General features: G+C 65.1%; 17 protein-coding genes. 3 read left to right on the top strand and 14 right to left on the bottom strand.

From position 1 onward, the window contains the following. Nucleotides 1-61: 61 nt before the first annotated feature. Complete coding sequence (locus tag BLV45_RS11615; protein ID WP_090533022.1) at nucleotides 62-1,129, bottom strand: glycosyltransferase family 4 protein; 1,068 nt, start codon at nucleotides 1,127-1,129, stop codon at nucleotides 62-64. Between the two features lie 171 nt (nucleotides 1,130-1,300). Between BLV45_RS11615 and BLV45_RS27510 the strand changes: the two genes are divergently transcribed. Further along, a complete protein-coding gene (locus BLV45_RS27510) occupies nucleotides 1,301-1,459 on the top strand; it encodes a hypothetical protein (RefSeq protein WP_176954141.1) in 159 nt (52 codons plus the stop codon). Nucleotides 1,460-1,550: 91 nt separating this feature from the next. Here BLV45_RS27510 and otsA read toward each other — a convergent pair whose 3' ends face one another. The 8 genes from otsA to mltG all read right to left on the bottom strand — a co-directional run bounded on the left by otsA (nucleotide 1,551) and on the right by mltG (nucleotide 8,652). Continuing rightward, nucleotides 1,551-2,960 carry an alpha,alpha-trehalose-phosphate synthase (UDP-forming) gene (otsA, locus tag BLV45_RS11620; protein WP_090533024.1) on the bottom strand — a complete coding sequence of 470 codons (1,410 nt, stop codon included), beginning with the start codon at nucleotides 2,958-2,960 and terminating at the stop codon, nucleotides 1,551-1,553. A 197-nt stretch (nucleotides 2,961-3,157) separates the two neighbouring features. Then, nucleotides 3,158-3,514, bottom strand: coding sequence for a Rap1a/Tai family immunity protein (locus BLV45_RS11625; RefSeq protein ID WP_090533027.1), 357 nt, complete (start codon nucleotides 3,512-3,514; stop codon nucleotides 3,158-3,160). Between the two features lie 116 nt (nucleotides 3,515-3,630). Continuing rightward, nucleotides 3,631-4,398, bottom strand: a complete 768-nt coding sequence (locus tag BLV45_RS11630; protein ID WP_090533029.1) for an ankyrin repeat domain-containing protein — start codon at nucleotides 4,396-4,398, stop codon at nucleotides 3,631-3,633. Between the two features lie 51 nt (nucleotides 4,399-4,449). Next, entirely contained in the window at nucleotides 4,450-5,241 is a 792-nt protein-coding gene (locus tag BLV45_RS11635; protein WP_090533032.1) for a TatD family hydrolase, read from the bottom strand. 84 nt (nucleotides 5,242-5,325) lie between these two features. Further along, nucleotides 5,326-5,832 carry a GNAT family N-acetyltransferase gene (locus BLV45_RS11640; RefSeq protein WP_090533035.1) on the bottom strand — a complete coding sequence of 169 codons (507 nt, stop codon included), beginning with the start codon at nucleotides 5,830-5,832 and terminating at the stop codon, nucleotides 5,326-5,328. Between the two features lie 54 nt (nucleotides 5,833-5,886). Further along, complete coding sequence (locus BLV45_RS11645; RefSeq protein WP_090533038.1) at nucleotides 5,887-6,927, bottom strand: DNA polymerase III subunit delta'; 1,041 nt, start codon at nucleotides 6,925-6,927, stop codon at nucleotides 5,887-5,889. 94 nt (nucleotides 6,928-7,021) lie between these two features. Beyond that, entirely contained in the window at nucleotides 7,022-7,642 is a 621-nt protein-coding gene (gene tmk, locus BLV45_RS11650) for a dTMP kinase (protein WP_090533039.1), read from the bottom strand. Next, on the bottom strand, nucleotides 7,642-8,652 hold the full coding sequence (gene mltG / locus BLV45_RS11655; protein ID WP_090533041.1) for an endolytic transglycosylase MltG: 1,011 nt from the start codon (nucleotides 8,650-8,652) through the stop codon (nucleotides 7,642-7,644). The genes tmk and mltG overlap by 1 nt, the downstream gene beginning before the upstream one ends. Before the next feature lie 79 nt (nucleotides 8,653-8,731). On the opposite strand from mltG, the gene ygfZ reads away from it, so the two are divergent. Both ygfZ and BLV45_RS11665 read left to right on the top strand, forming a co-directional pair. Continuing rightward, complete coding sequence (gene ygfZ / locus BLV45_RS11660; protein ID WP_090533043.1) at nucleotides 8,732-9,796, top strand: CAF17-like 4Fe-4S cluster assembly/insertion protein YgfZ; 1,065 nt, start codon at nucleotides 8,732-8,734, stop codon at nucleotides 9,794-9,796. 63 nt (nucleotides 9,797-9,859) lie between these two features. Further along, nucleotides 9,860-10,681, top strand: coding sequence for an NRDE family protein (locus tag BLV45_RS11665; RefSeq protein WP_090533045.1), 822 nt, complete (start codon nucleotides 9,860-9,862; stop codon nucleotides 10,679-10,681). Nucleotides 10,682-10,704: 23 nt separating this feature from the next. On the opposite strand, the gene BLV45_RS11670 is transcribed toward BLV45_RS11665, so the two are convergent. The 5 genes from BLV45_RS11670 to BLV45_RS11690 form a co-directional block, all read right to left on the bottom strand. Beyond that, a complete protein-coding gene (locus tag BLV45_RS11670; RefSeq protein WP_090533050.1) occupies nucleotides 10,705-11,688 on the bottom strand; it encodes an alpha/beta hydrolase in 984 nt (327 codons plus the stop codon). A gap of 97 nt (nucleotides 11,689-11,785) precedes the next feature. Further along, the gene (locus BLV45_RS11675) at nucleotides 11,786-12,655 is read right to left on the bottom strand and encodes an SDR family oxidoreductase (protein WP_090533052.1); all 870 of its coding nucleotides are present in this window, start codon (nucleotides 12,653-12,655) and stop codon (nucleotides 11,786-11,788) included. 76 nt (nucleotides 12,656-12,731) lie between these two features. Further along, a complete protein-coding gene (locus BLV45_RS11680; RefSeq protein WP_090533054.1) occupies nucleotides 12,732-13,730 on the bottom strand; it encodes an NADP-dependent oxidoreductase in 999 nt (332 codons plus the stop codon). A 63-nt stretch (nucleotides 13,731-13,793) separates the two neighbouring features. Further along, a complete protein-coding gene (locus tag BLV45_RS11685) occupies nucleotides 13,794-14,291 on the bottom strand; it encodes a PaaI family thioesterase (protein WP_176954142.1) in 498 nt (165 codons plus the stop codon). Between the two features lie 9 nt (nucleotides 14,292-14,300). Then, a complete protein-coding gene (locus BLV45_RS11690; RefSeq protein ID WP_090533056.1) occupies nucleotides 14,301-14,603 on the bottom strand; it encodes a Dabb family protein in 303 nt (100 codons plus the stop codon). Nucleotides 14,604-14,645 lie beyond the last annotated feature (42 nt).

The following is a 14,645-nucleotide window of genomic DNA, read 5'->3' on the forward strand; positions in this document are numbered from 1 at the left end:
GCCGGGGCATGCGCCGCTGAAACCTGCCGCCATCCCCCTGAATTCCGCTGAACCTGTCGCTTCAGCTCGACGACGTGTCGATCACCTTGAAGCGCGAACGCTTCTGCGCGCGAATCACCGCCTGATACGCCTCGACGTACTGCTGCGCCATCCGGTGCGACGTGAAGCGTTCTTCAAAGCGCTTGCGCACGCCCGCACGCGGTAGCTTGTGCAGACGGTTCACGGCGGCCACCGCGCCGATTTCATCTTCGACGATAAAGCCTGACACGCCGTCGTCCAGCACTTCCGGCACCGAGCCGCGATTGAACGCGATCACCGGCGTGCCGCAGGCCATCGCCTCGATCATCACGAGACCAAACGGCTCCGGCCAGTCGATCGGGAACAGCAGCGCGTGCGCCCCCGACAGAAAACCCGCCTTCTCGCCATCGGCGATTTCGCCGATGAATTCGACATGAGGTTGCGCGAGCAACGGCTTGATGTCGCGCTCGAAATACTCGCGGTCGGCGGCGTCGACCTTCGCGGCGATACGGATTTTCATGCCGCAGTGGCCCGCGATCCGGATCGCGGTATCGACGCGTTTTTCCGGCGAAATTCGCCCCAGAAACGCGAGATATTCCTGCTCGACCGGCTGCGGCGTATAGAGATTTTCGGGCAGGCCGTGATAGACGGTGGTCAGCCATTTCGCCTGCGGCAGCGGCGCGCGCTGCGCGTCCGAGATCGAGATCACGGGCGCGGTGTTGAACGTGTCAAACACCGGTTGCTGTTCGGGCAGATCGAGACGGCCGTGCATCGTGGTCACGAACGGCGTTTCCTGGCGCTTGAACACCGAGAACGAGTAGTAGTCCATGTGGAAGTGCAGCACATCGAACTCGTCGGCCTGACGGCGCACCAGTTCCATCAGCAGCATGTGTGGCGCGATGCGGTCGCGGATACCCGGGTCGAGCCGCAATGCGCGCGGCCAGACGGCTTCGAGCTTCGCGCTCGTGACCGAGTCGCCGCTCGCGAACAGCGTGACGTCATGGCCGAGTTCGACGAGCGCCTCGGTGATGTACGACACGACGCGCTCCGTGCCGCCGTAGAGCTTGGGGGGCACCGATTCGGTGAGGGGGGCGATCTGCGCAATTCTCATTGTGTGTGTCTCCTGTCGACCAGAGTTGGTGCAAAGCACTTACTCTGGTCCCATGCAAATTGTTGCGGTCGACCAGAGTTAGTGCAAAGCACTTACTCGGGTCCCATGCAAGGTATTTGCTGAAACGGGCCGGGTATTTCCCACGGCCACGGGCGTCAGCGGCGCCCGAGTATGCCAGCGCGCATCCGTGCGATCAATGCATTCATCGACGCGAATATCCTGATTATTGGGTATTTCGGGCATGAAAACCGCCGCTATTTCAATTGCTCGGCGCTGTTACAGTCGCGAAACATTCGCCGGCGGGCGTTTGCGGCGACGCTTTCGCCTTGACCGGCAACCAGCAACCAGCAACCAGCAACGGCACCCGACGATCGCAGCACGTCATCAGCATGGCCGGGCACCCGGATCAAGCGCGCCCCCATCACCGCTTCGACCGGCGCGTGGCCTCGCTGGCCGGCACGCTGCGCAGGTCGCGCAGAAACGAATCGCGCCATTTGCCAAGATCGTTCTTGCGCAACGCGGCCATGTTCGTCTCATGACGGCGCTTGCGTTCATCGAGCGGCATGCCCAGCGCGCGCTGCAGCGCCTCGCACATGCCGACCGAATCGTGCGGATTGACGATCACCGAGCCGGTCAGCTCCGCCGCCGCCCCCGCGAACATCGACAGCACGAGCACGCCGGGATCGTCCGGATTCTGCGCGGCGACGTATTCCTTGGCGACGAGGTTCATGCCGTCGTGCAGCGGCGTGACAAAACCGATCTGCGACTCGCGGAACAGCGACATCAGCTTCCAGCGGTCGTACTGCTGGTTCAGATAGCGGATCGGCGTGTAGTCGAGCCCGGAATAGCGGCCGTTGATGCGCCCTGCTTCGTATTCGAGGTCTTGCCGGATCTGCTGATACGTCGCGACGTCCGAGCGCGTGGGCGGCGCGATCTGCACGAGCGTGACGTTGCCGCGCCATTCCGGCGAGCGCTCCAGCAACTGCTCGAACGACTTGAAGCGCTCGACCAGCCCCTTCGAATAATCGAGGCGGTCGACGCTCATGATGAGCTTGCGCCCCTCGAGGCTCTGCTTCAGGTCGAGCACGTGCTGACGGCTCTCGTAGCGTTTGGCCTGCTCCGCGATCTCATCGGGGAACACGCCGATGCGGTATACGCCGGTGCGCAGCTTGCGGCCGAACGCTTCGACGCGGTTGCCCTCCGTCACGGTGCCGCGCGCGTGGCGCGTGATGTAATCGTGAAACGCGAGCTCGTCGGTGTCGGTCTGAAAGCCCAGCAGGTCGTAGCAGCACAGCGACTTCACGAGTTCTTCGTGCGGCGGAATGTTGAGCAGGATCTGCGGCGCGGGAAACGGGATATGCAGGAAGAAGCCGATACGGTTCGTCACGCCTTCGGAGCGCAGCGCTTCGGCGAACGGGATCAGGTGGTAGTCGTGAACCCAGATGACGTCGTCGGGTTGCAGCAGCTTGATGAGCTTGTGCGCGAGCCATGAATTGACGCGCCGGTAGCCCGCGTATTCCTCGCGCTCGTAGCGCGCGAGATCGTTGCGATAGTGGAAAACCGGCCACAGCGTCGCGTTCGAAAACCCCCGGTAGTACTGGTCGTAGTCCTTGCGCGTGAGGCCGACGGTCGCGAACGTGACCGCGTCATCGGTTACGAGCGTCGGGCCCGCGTTCGCAACGGTTTCGCTCACGACGTCGCCGCTCCAGCCGAACCACACGCCGCCGGCGTCCTTCAGCGCGCCGAAGACCCCGACGGCCAGCCCGCCTGCCGATCCCTTCGTTTCAGTCGGCGTCGCCACGCGATTCGATACGACGATCAAGCGGCCCATAGATCCGGTCCTCCCTGTTGATGCGGCACCCGAAAACGCGCCGGATTACCGCGCGAGGCACGGCAGGTGGATCTCGCGTGACGCGTAAGGCTTGCGGCGCGAGATGCGCGGCCCGCTACATCAGGCGGCGATCGACGGACGGCGGTCGACGGTCAATGGAGACCCGGGCGGGCGTCCAGGACAATCCGGCCGCCCGTTCAACCGCCCATCTTGCAGGGAAACGCCTTGCCGAGCCCGAGCGAAACCGCGGTGCTCGCGTTGTAGCCCGCGACCATTGGGTTGTCCGCGATGTATTTGCGCACGGCGTCGGTCAGTTGCGCCGAACGCGCATCCTGCGGCAAACAGAAGTACTGGCCGACACGCGGCCCGGTCGTGCCGCCGATCGCGTCGATGGTGTTGAAGACGCCGTCCGCGGCGCCCTCGATATAGGCCGCACACGCGCTGCGCGACGCAACGTCGGTCTTCGTGCACAACTTGTTGAGGTCTCCCCCCGTGAACGCGGCTGCCGACAGCGGTACGGCCAGCGCGCCCGCGCAAATCAAAACCCGCAGCATGGTATCCCTTTTATGTGAGCGGTTTGAGGAGCAGCATCGAGCGGTCGAGTCTTTGCAGGCCGCTTCGGATCGGCGCGGCACCGGCCGCCGCGCCAAGGCTGCTATTTTGCACTGTTTTACTGCGCTGCTGGGGCGCTGCCGGCCTGCTTCTTCTGCATCTGTTCCATGCGCGCCGTCAGTCCCTTGACCGTGTCCGGCTCCTTGTACTGCTTCGCGAAGTCGAGCGCATTCAGGCCGATCTGGTTCTTCACGTTGATGTCCGCGCCGGCGTCGAGCAGCAGCTTCGCCGTCGAGACATGACCGCCGCGCGCGGCCATCATCAGCGGTGTCGTGCCGTTCGGCGAGCCGGCGTCGATGTAGGCCGAATACCTGATCAGCAGCGTGACGATGTCGTCGTGGCCGTTCGCGGCGGCGTAATGCAGCGGCGTCCAGCCCTTCTTGTTGACCTCGGCGCCCTTGGCGATCAACAGCTTCACGAAGTCCATATCGCCGTTCAGCGCGGCCAGCATCATCGCGTTTTCGCCTGCCTTGTCGACGATCTCGACGTTGGTCTTCGGATTGTCGACGAGCGCCTGACCGACCTGGTCCGACTTCTCGCGGGCGGCGAGCACCAGCAGCGGCATGCCCTGGTCGTCGGTCATGTTCGGATCCATGCCCTGCGAAAGCTGCTTCTGGACTTCCTTCACGTCGTCGAACTTGACGGCCTTGATCATCGTATCGGCGGGCGCGGCCTGAGCCGGCAGCGCACCGAACGCCATGCAGGCGAAACCGCCCGCGAGCGCGAGGCGCGCCACGCCGCGCCGCACGGCGGCGTGCGCGCGGTAGCCCGCCGATGTATGAGCTGCGTCGCCGTGGGTCGATGACTGCGTCGGAATATTTTTCATAGATTGCTTTAGGAAACGTCCCTATCCATTTGATCAGTATGAATTTTTTCGTCAGACGGATGCCGCTTGGGGAATCCTGAACAGACGGAAAAAATTCTGGGTCGTCGCGGCGGCGAGATCGGCTTCGGCCATGTCGCGTTGCTGCGCGATGAAGCGTCCGACATAACTTACGTACGCAGGTTCATTGGGCTTGCCGCGATACGGCACGGGCGCGAGGTACGGCGAATCGGTTTCGATCAGCAAACGGTCGAGCGGCATGCGGCGCGCGACGTCCTGAACCTCGGTCGCGCTCTTGAACGTGACGATGCCGGAGAGCGACACGTAAAAATTCTGCGCGAGCGCCTTTTCGGCGACGTGCCACGGCTCCGTGAAGCAGTGCATCACGCCGCCCGGGACACGCGCGTTTTCCTCTTCCATGATGCGCAGCGTGTCTTCCCACGACGAGCGCGTGTGGATGATGAGCGGCTTCATCGTCGCATGCGCGGCGCGGATATGCGTGCGAAAACGCTCGCGCTGCCACGCCATGTCGTCGATCGAGCGGCCTTCGAGGCGATAGTAGTCGAGCCCGGTCTCGCCAATCGCGACGACCTTCGGATGCGCCGCCAGCTCGACCAGTTCGGCGAGCGTCGGCTCGCGCATGTCCTCGTGATCCGGATGCACGCCGACCGACGCGTAGACGTTGTCGTACGTGCGCGCGATCTCGAGCACCGAAGGCAGCGTTTCGAGGTCGACGGAGACGCACAGCGCGTGCGTCACCGAATGCGCGCGCATGTTTTCGAGAACCTGCGGCAGACGGTCGGCGAGGCCTTCGAAGTTGATGTGGCAGTGCGAGTCGACAAACATGGTGATGTCCTGCGGGTTGACGGTGGGCGCGGCGTTCAGCGTGGGCGTTTAACGCGGGTTTAAGCGTGGGTTTAAACCCGGCACTCAGGCCGCATGATCGAGCCGGCGGCCGAGGATCACGAGATCGCGCTCGACGCCGTCCAGCACCGCGACGCGCGGCAGCGTCCCCCAGTCGGTGAAGCCGAAGCTGTGGAAAAGCCGCATGCTCGGCTCATTGTGGCCGAACACAAAGCCGAGCACGGTGTCGATCTTCAGCGCTGGCGCGGCTTCCAGCGCGGCGGTCAGCAGCTTCTTGCCGAGGCCCTTGCCGCGCGCGGCTTCGTCCAGATAGATGCTGACTTCGGCGGTGCGCGAGTACGCCGGCCGGCCGTAGAAGTCCGAAAAGCTGAGCCACGCGATCACGCGGCCGGCTTCCTCGACCACCCACAGCGGGCGCGCGTTCGGCCCGTGCGCGTGAAACCACGCGTGCCGGCTCTCGATGCTCACCGGTTCCAGATCGGCCGTGACCTGGCGCGACGGCACCGTCGAGTTGTAGATGGCAACGATGGCGGGCAGGTCATCGAACGTGGCGTCGCGGTACAGAAGACTCATGATTCTGGCAGCTTGAAAGAAGGAAATGCAGTCGAATTGACCGGGTGATCATGACTACGCAAACAGGTCGCGATAGCCCAGAAAGAGTTCTTCGAACACGAGGCGCGCGTTGAGCGGATGGTTCTCGACGGCGCGCTGGCGCGTCACCGTTTTCTGGAACCGCGCGAACGCGTTGGCATCGACGGCGCCGGCGCACCGCGCGAGCGCCGCCGACGCGGCCGGGAAATAGCGCGGCGCGCCCGCCGTGCGCTGTGCCAGCAGATCGTACAGCCAGCGTTGCAGCCAGCCGAGCACGAGCGGCACCGGCAGCTTCTGCAGCGTCTCGCCGCACGCGAAGGCGTCGCAGTTCGGGCCGGCGGCCAGTTGCTTCAGCGTCCAGTCGCGCAGCGCGCGGCTCTCGTCGCTCGCCAGCGCGAGCGCGGTGAGCGGCGCGCCGCCGGCTTCGGCGAGCAGCGCGGGCGCGTCGTCGACGCCCTGCTGCGCGAGCCAGGCCGTCGCGACGTCCGGCGCGGGCGTGGTCATCGGCCACTGGCGGCAGCGGCTGATGATGGTCGGCAGCAGGCGGTCGACGCGCGCCGAAACCATCAGGAACACAACGCCGGCCGGCGGTTCCTCGAGCGTTTTCAGCAACGCGTTCGCGGCCGCGACGTTCAGCGCTTCGGCCGGATACAGCACGACCACGCGCGCACCGCCGCGATGCGAACCGACGCCGGTGAAATCCAGCAACGCGCGCACCTGTTCGATTTTGATTTCCTTGCTGGGCGCGCGGGTCTTCTTGCCCTCGTCGGCGTCGGCCTTGTCGGGTTTGGCTTCGTCGGACGCGGCGGCCGCGAAGCCAGCTTCGGCGGCGAGCGCCTCGGGCAGCACGATCCGGTAGTCCGGATGATTGCCCTGCGTGAGCCAGTTGCACGCCACGCACGTGCCGCACGGCTCGCCGTTCGCGAGCGGCGCCTCGCACAGCAACCCTTGCGCGAGATGCTGCGCGAACCGCAGCTTGCCGATGCCGCCTTGCCCGTGAAGCAGCAGCGCATGCGGCCAGTGCGCGCGCAGCTGTTGCAGGCGGTTCCAGTCATCGGTTTGCCACGGATAGATCATGGTTTATCTTTATGTTCAATCAGTTAGCATCGTCTGCTCGCGTGGATTGCGAACATTGGGCAGCAATATAATTTACAATTATATTTGTTTAAATTCAAATACTTGCAATCAATTCTTCAAGCTTAATCTGAATTCGCGGAATGCTTTGCGTGGAGTCGATTACCGCGAAACGATACGGCGCTTCTTCCACCCGGCGCAGGTATTCGGCGCGCGTGCGGTTGAAAAACGCCTCGGATTCGCTCTCGAAGCGGTCCGGCTCCCGCGCGGCGCTGCGGCGCTCGCTGGCGGTATCGGCCGGAATGTCGAAGAGCACCGTCAGATCCGGCTGGAAACCGCCCTGCACCCAGCGCTCCAGCGCTTCGAGCTTGTCGCGCGGCAGGCCGCGGCCGCCGCCCTGGTAGGCAAAGGTGGCGTCGGTGAAACGGTCGGAAAGCACCCAGTCGCCGCGCGCGAGCGCGGGCTCGATCACTTCGGCCAGGTGTTCCCGGCGCGCGGCGAACATCAGGAGCGCCTCGGTTTCGAGGTCCATCGGCTGGTGCAGCAGAATGTCCCGTAGCGCCTCGCCGAGCTTCGTGCCGCCCGGCTCACGCGTCATGACCACCTCCCGCCCGCTCGCGGCAACCTTCTCCGACAGCCGGTCGCGGAACCATGCGAGGTGCGTCGTCTTGCCGGCGCCGTCTATGCCCTCGAACGTAATGAATTTGCCCCGCGCCATCATTGACCCCGGATGTATTTGTCGACGGCCTTGTTGTGGGCGTCGAGCGTGTCAGAAAAGATGCTGCTGCCGTCGCCGCGCGACACGAAGTACAGCGCCGTAGTTTGCGCCGGGTTCATCGCGGCCTGCAAAGACGCCACCCCGGGCAGCGCGATCGGCGTGGGCGGCAGGCCCCTGCGCGTATAGGTATTGTAGGGAGTGTCGGTTTGCAGATCGCGCTTCTTCAGGCGCCCCGCGTAATTGTCGCCAAGGCCGTAGATCACCGTCGGGTCGGTCTGCAACGGCATGCCGACCTTCAGCCGGTTCGCGAACACCGCCGCGACCATCGGCCGGTCGGACGCCCTGCCGGTTTCCTTTTCGATGATCGACGCCATCGTCAGCGCCTCGTACGGCGTCTTGAACGGCAGGCCCGCGGCACGCGTGCTCCAGGCTTCGTCGAGCCGCAACTTCATCAGACGGTACGCGCGGCGGTACACCTCGAGGTCGCTCGTATTTTTGTCGAACAGGTAGGTGTCCGGGAAAAAGAGCCCTTCGCCGTTGCCAACCGACGCTTCCGGCGCGCCGATCGCCGTCATCAGGTCGGCATCGGTCATGCCCGCCGTGTCGTGCTTCAGCGCGGGATTCGCGTCGAGTTCGGCGCGCATGTGGCGGAACGTCCAGCCTTCGATGATCGTCGCGACATATTCGTTGACGTCGCCGCGCGCGATCTTCTGCAGCACGTCATAAGGCGTGATGCCGGTCTTGAACTCATAGTTGCCGGACTTCAGCTGGCTTTGCAGGCCCAGCACGCGGGTCATCAGCACGAAGAGTTCAGGCTCGACCGGCACACCGCCGCGATTGAGCTGGCCCGTGACGCTGCGCAGGCTGCTATGCGGCTTGATCGTGACGTCGAGTTGTGGGGTGCTGAGATCGATCGGTGTCGTGGCCCAGTGCCAGGTGCCGGCGATAGCGGCTGCCACCAGCGCAACGAGGATAACGCCGGCGATGAAACATTTCTTCAAAAGGGACATGCGTAACGTGGCTGGGGTGGACCCCATATAATACTTGCTTGCCTAAGCTAAAGTCAGAATTGACTTCGACCGCGAATCCATGACTGCACCGCTCGCCTCCACGCCGGGTACGCCGGCAACGGCTCCGGCCGCTCCTGCTTCCCCCGCGCCCGTTTCGTTTCCGCGTCCCGCCGCCGCTGACTTCGACGCCGTGCTCACGGGCGGCGCGTTCATGCCGCTCACGCAGTTCGGTGTGATCGACGCCACCGGCGACGACGCCGCCACGTTCCTGCACGGCCAGCTCACCAACGACACCCAGCATCTCGACGCCGCGAACGCGCGCCTGTCGGGTTACTGCTCGCCGAAGGGCCGGCTGCTGGCGTCGTTCCTGACGTGGCGCTGCGGCGACACCGTGCGTCTCTTGATTTCGCGCGATATCCAGGCGGCCGTGCAGAAACGGCTGTCGATGTTCGTGCTGCGCGCCAAGGCGAAGCTCACCGACGCGACCGCCGAACTGGCAGTCATCGGTTTTGCGGGCGATGTGCGCCCGGCGCTTTCGCGCGTGTTCGACGCGATTCCCGACGGCGTACACGTGAAGGTCGATGGCCCGCTGGGTTCGCTGATCCACGTGCCGGATGCGGCCGGACGCCTGCGCTATCTGTGGATCGGTCCGAAGGCCGAGGTCGAGGCGCGCCTGCCCGCGCTCGAGGAAAAGCTCACACGCGTGTCGCCGGCCGTGTGGGACTGGCTCGATATCCGCGCGGGCGAACCGCGCATCACGCAGCCGGTGGTCGAGCAGTTCGTGCCGCAGATGGTCAATTTCGACGTGCTCGGCGGCGTCAATTTCCGCAAGGGCTGCTACCCGGGACAGGAAGTCGTCGCGCGCAGCCAGTATCGCGGCACGATCAAGCGCCGTACGTCGCTCGCCAATGTCGCGGGCGAGCTCGCGGCCGTCGCGCCGGGCGCGGAGCTGTTCCATTCCGGCGATCCGGGCCAGCCGTGCGGCATGGTGGTCAACGCGGCGTCGGCGCCTGAAGGCGGCGTCGACGTGCTGGTCGAGCTCAAGCTCACCGCGCTCGAAGGCGGCTCGGTGCATCTCGGCGCCGCCGACGGCCCGGCGTTGAGAATCCTGCCGCTGCCGTATTCGCTGCCGGTCGAGGTCTGACGCGTTGGCCGCCACGACCCGGTTGGCACCGGTTTGCCGGGACGGGCTCAAGGCGGCACGCACATGTGTCTGATCGTCTTCGACTGGCGCCCGCAGGCATCGACCGGCGCGCTTTTCACGCTCGCCGCGAATCGTGACGAATTCCTGCGCCGCACCGCCGATCCGATGCAATGGTGGGCGGATGTGCCCGGCCTGCTGGCGGGACGCGATCTCGTCGGCGGCGGCACGTGGCTGGGCGTCACCCGCGATGGCCGGTTCGCCGCGCTCACCAACTATCGCGCGCCGCACGAAATGCGCCCCGATGCGCCGACGCGCGGCGCGCTCGTCAGCGACTGGCTGTCCGGCACGCCCGGCGAGCGCGGCGCGCCGCTGGATTACCTGCGGCAGGTCGCGCGCGCCGGCGATATCTACAACGGCTTTAACCTGCTGGTCGGCGATTTTGCGCGGCGCGAACTTGGCTGGTACTGCAATCGTTCGGACGCCGCACCCGTGCTGCTCGAAGCCGGCACGCACGGCATTTCGAATGCGGTGCTCGACACCCGCTGGCCGAAACTCGTGAAAAAGCGTGCTGAACTCGCGGCGTTCGTAGAAGACGGACAGGCGCCGCCGCTCGCGCAACTGATCGGGATGATGCGCGACCCGCGCCTCGCCCGCGATGACGAACTGCCTTCGACGGGCATTCCGCTGGAACGCGAACGCGCGCTGTCGGCGGCGTTTATCGACACGCCCGAGTACGGCACGCGCGGGACGACCGCGTTACGGGTGAGCGTCGCCAGCAATACGCTGACAGTCGAAGCCATCGAGCGCAGCGACGACAACGGCTCGCACCGTATCACGCGGCCCGGCGATTTCGAGCGCGCTTATACGTTCGACATCACCGGCTAGATCGCGCTGCTTGCGCCGCCGCGTCAGTCATCCTCCACGCCGAACACATGCCGTAGCGCCAAAGCCGCATCGGCATGCGCCGTGGCCACATCCGGCACGAAGCCGCCCATCTTGAAGAACTCGTGGATCATGCCCGCGTAGATTTTCAGCGTGACGACGTTGCCCGCGGCGCGCAGTTTGTCGGCATAGGCCACGCCTTCGTCGCTGAGCGGATCGTATTGCGCGGTCGCGATCCACGCGGGCGCTACGCCATGAAAATCCGGACCGGTGTGCGAATGGCCGTAGCCCTCGTGTCCGTCGAGCGGCGCGAAACGCCAGTCGTCACGATCGGCGGCATCGCGCACGTACAGTTCGAAAAACCACTGGATCGTTTCGCCCGACAGCAGAAAACCGTTCGCGAGCCGCGCATGCGAAGCGGTCTGTTGATGACCGGTCGTGCCGGGATAAATCAGGAGTTGAAGCGCGAGCTGGATACCGGCGTCGCGCGCCAGCACGGCGCTGACGGTCGCGAGCGTGCCGCCCGCGCTGTCGCCGCCGACGGCCATCCGTTCGGGATCGACGCCATACACCGCCGCGTTGACATGTAGCCACGTGAGCGCATCGAACGCATCGTTCACCGCGGTCGGGAAGCGATATTCAGGCGCGAGCCGGTAATCGACCGACATCACGATGCATCGCCCGTCGCGCGCGAGCATGCGGCACAGCGCGTCATGCGTATCGACGCTGCCGACGGTAAAGCCGCCACCGTGAAAGTAGACGAGCGCCGGCGCGGGTTCAGCCCACACCGGCTCGACGGGATAGTAGAGACGCGCGCGAATCGACGCGCCGTCGCGCACCGGCACCGCGAGGTCTTCGACGCTGAACATCGGCGCGCTCGCGATCTCGAGAATCGGCGCGCTGCGTTCGTAGGAAGCGCGCGCCTGCTGCGGCGTGAGCGTGTGGTACTCGGGGCGTTTCGCCTTCGCGATCATCTCAAGCACTTGCTTGACCTTCGGATTCAGCGGCATCGGACGTCAACGCGGCGCACGTGCGCCGCTCTCGGGAAATGAGCGCCGTATGATGCCATGAAGCCGCCGCTGGGGCTTTTGCGTGACGCCGCGATGCTCAGTCCACGTGCTTCACTTCGGGCTTCAGCGACAACGGATCGGTCGGATTGCGCTGCTGCTCGATATCTTCGTGACGCAGGCGCACGGTGTCGAGAATGCCCGGATGCGTGAGCAGATAGAAGCGTCCCGCGGCGATGCCTTCGAACGTGAGGTCGGCGACGTCGGCCGCGGTCCGCTTGCCCGACTGCACCGCGCGATGCAGTTGTTTGTCGGCGGCGAGTTGCGAGCGCGTCGGCGCGGCGTCGTTGCGCAGCGTGTCGGGACGCGTGCGTTCCGCATCGGCGATGCCGGTCGGCACGAACGCCGGGCACAGCAACGAGCATCCGACCTGCCCGCCCGTGAGCTTGAGGTCGTGATAGAGCGTCTCGGTCAGCGACACCACTGCGTGCTTCGACGCGTTGTACACGCCCATCGCGGGCGGCGACAGCAGCCCCGCGACCGAAGCCGTGTTGACGATATGCGCCGGCTCGTCCTGGCGCAGCATGATCGGCGTGAAGACGCGCACGCCGTGCGCGACCCCCATCACGTTCACGTTGAAGACCCATGCCCAGTCGTTCGCGCTGTTTTCCCACACAAAACCGCCTGCGCCCACGCCCGCGTTGTTGAACAGCAGATGCACCTTGCCGAACGCATCGAGCGCGGCCATCGCGAGCGCCTCGACCTGCGACGGATCGGACACATCGGTGCGCACGCCGATCGCATCGGCGCCGTCGGCACGCAGCGCGTCGACCGTCTGCGCCAGCGCGTTCGCATCGACGTCGGCCAGCACGAGCTTCATGCCGAGCGCCGCGCCCTTCCGCGCGAACGCGCGGCCAAATCCACTCGCCGCGCCCGTGATCACGGCGACTTTTCCATCGAACTGAAACATTGTTCTCCTCGCGTTTTTATCGTGTGGGTCCGCGCCGATCCGTCACGCGGGCGGGCCCGCCTGCTGCAATGTCTGGTCAGATCAGCTTGACGAGCTGCTTGCCGAAGTTCCTGCCCTTCAGCATGCCGAGAAACGCTTCCGGTGCGTTTTCGAGCCCCTGTGCGATGCTCTCGCGGTAGTGCAACTGCTTCTGCGCGACGAGCGTGCCGAGCTGCTTCAGCGCCTGCGGCCACACGTCCATATGTTCGCTGACGATAAAGCCCTGCACGAGCAGCCGTTGCGTGAGCAGCAGCGCCGGCTGTTTGAGCGGCATGGGCTGGCCGTCGTAGCCGGCGATCATCCCGCACAGCGCGATGCGCCCAAACGCGTTCATCCGCGCGAGCGTCACGTCGAGCACTTCGCCACCGACGTTTTCGAAGTAGCCGTCGACGCCATCCGGCGTGACCGCTTTCAGGTCCTTGTACAGGTTGCCAGCCTTGTAATCGACGCATGCATCGAAGCCCAGTGTCTCGACGACGTAACGGCATTTCGTCTCGCCGCCGGCAATGCCCACCGCGCGACAGCCCGCGAGCTTCGCGAGTTGCCCGACGACGCTGCCGACCGCCCCGCTCGCCGCGCTGACGACGACCGTTTCACCCGCTTTCGGCGCGATGATCCTGTTGAGCCCGTACCACGCCGTCACGCCCGGCATGCCGACCGGTCCGAGATACGCGGAAAGCGGCACATGCGTGATATCGACTTTCTGGATACCCTTGCCGTCGGAGGTGCCGAATTCCTGCCAGCCGAACATCCCGACGACCTTGTCGCCCGCCGCGAAACCCGGGTGCTTCGATTCCACCACCTCGCCCACCGTGCCGCCGATCATCACCTCGTCGAGCGGTTGCGGCTGTGCGTACGACTTGCTGTCGTTCATGCGGCCGCGCATGTACGGATCGAGCGACAGGTAGTGATTGCGCACGCGCACTTCGCCATCCGCGAGCGGCTTCAGCGGCGTTTCGACGAGCCGGAAATTGTCCACGGAAGCCGCACCCTGCGGCCGGGACGCGAGCAGAATCTGACGATTGACTTCAGCCATGAGGGGTGTCTCCGTAATAGGTATGTGTCGATGTGTCTGGACCTGCGCGACGAAGCGCCAGGCTCAGCCGTCGCTTGGACCCGGCGTCGCCGTCGGATCGCTGCGCATGCGTTGCTGCTTCACGTCGCGGCCCACCGCGAGACGGCGCATGTATTTGAACGTGCCGAGTGCTTTCGCGACGAAGTGACCTTCGGTGTCGCGGATTTCGCCTTCGCAATACGCCATGGTGGTCGAGCGGTGCAGCACGCGGCCGGTGGCGCGCAGCTCGCCCCGGCCCGGCTGCATGAAGTTCACTTTCATCTCGACCGTGACGACGCCGACGCCGTCACCCGCCACGCTGCGCGCGGCCATCGCCAGCGCCACGTCGGCGAGCGTCATGGTGACGCCGCCGTGCGCGACGTCCCACGTGTTCAGCAACTGCGGTTGCAGCGGCAGCACCACTTCGCTCACGCCGTCCACCGCCGAGACCAGCTTCGCGCCGAGATGATCGACAAACGGACTTTCGATCATCGGCGCGGCGTGCGCCGGCGCTTCGCCGCCGGGTTTGCCTGCGTCAGTCATCGCCGCGCGTCACAGGACAAAATCGACGCATTGACGCGCTTCGCGCACCGCGCCGACGAAGCCCTTCAGCGCCTCGTGCGTGGGGTGAACCTGATAGGCGTCGAGCGCGGCCTTGTCGGCGAAATCGGAAATGAGCACGACGTCATACGTCGATTCGAGGCCGGGCTTCGCGATACCGACTTCGAGGCTCAGGATGCCCGGCACGATATCGCGGCAGCCTTCGAGTTTTTCCTTGAGTTTCAGCGCGTTTTCGTCGCGGCTCGCGCCCTCGGCGGAATCTTTCAGCTTCCACATCACAATATGACGGATCACGGTTTCACCTTGCTTGAGTTGAAACGCTCAAGCCTATCAAAA

This window comes from Paraburkholderia sartisoli (assembly GCF_900107685.1).
Classification (GTDB): Bacteria; Pseudomonadota; Gammaproteobacteria; order Burkholderiales; family Burkholderiaceae; genus Paraburkholderia; species Paraburkholderia sartisoli.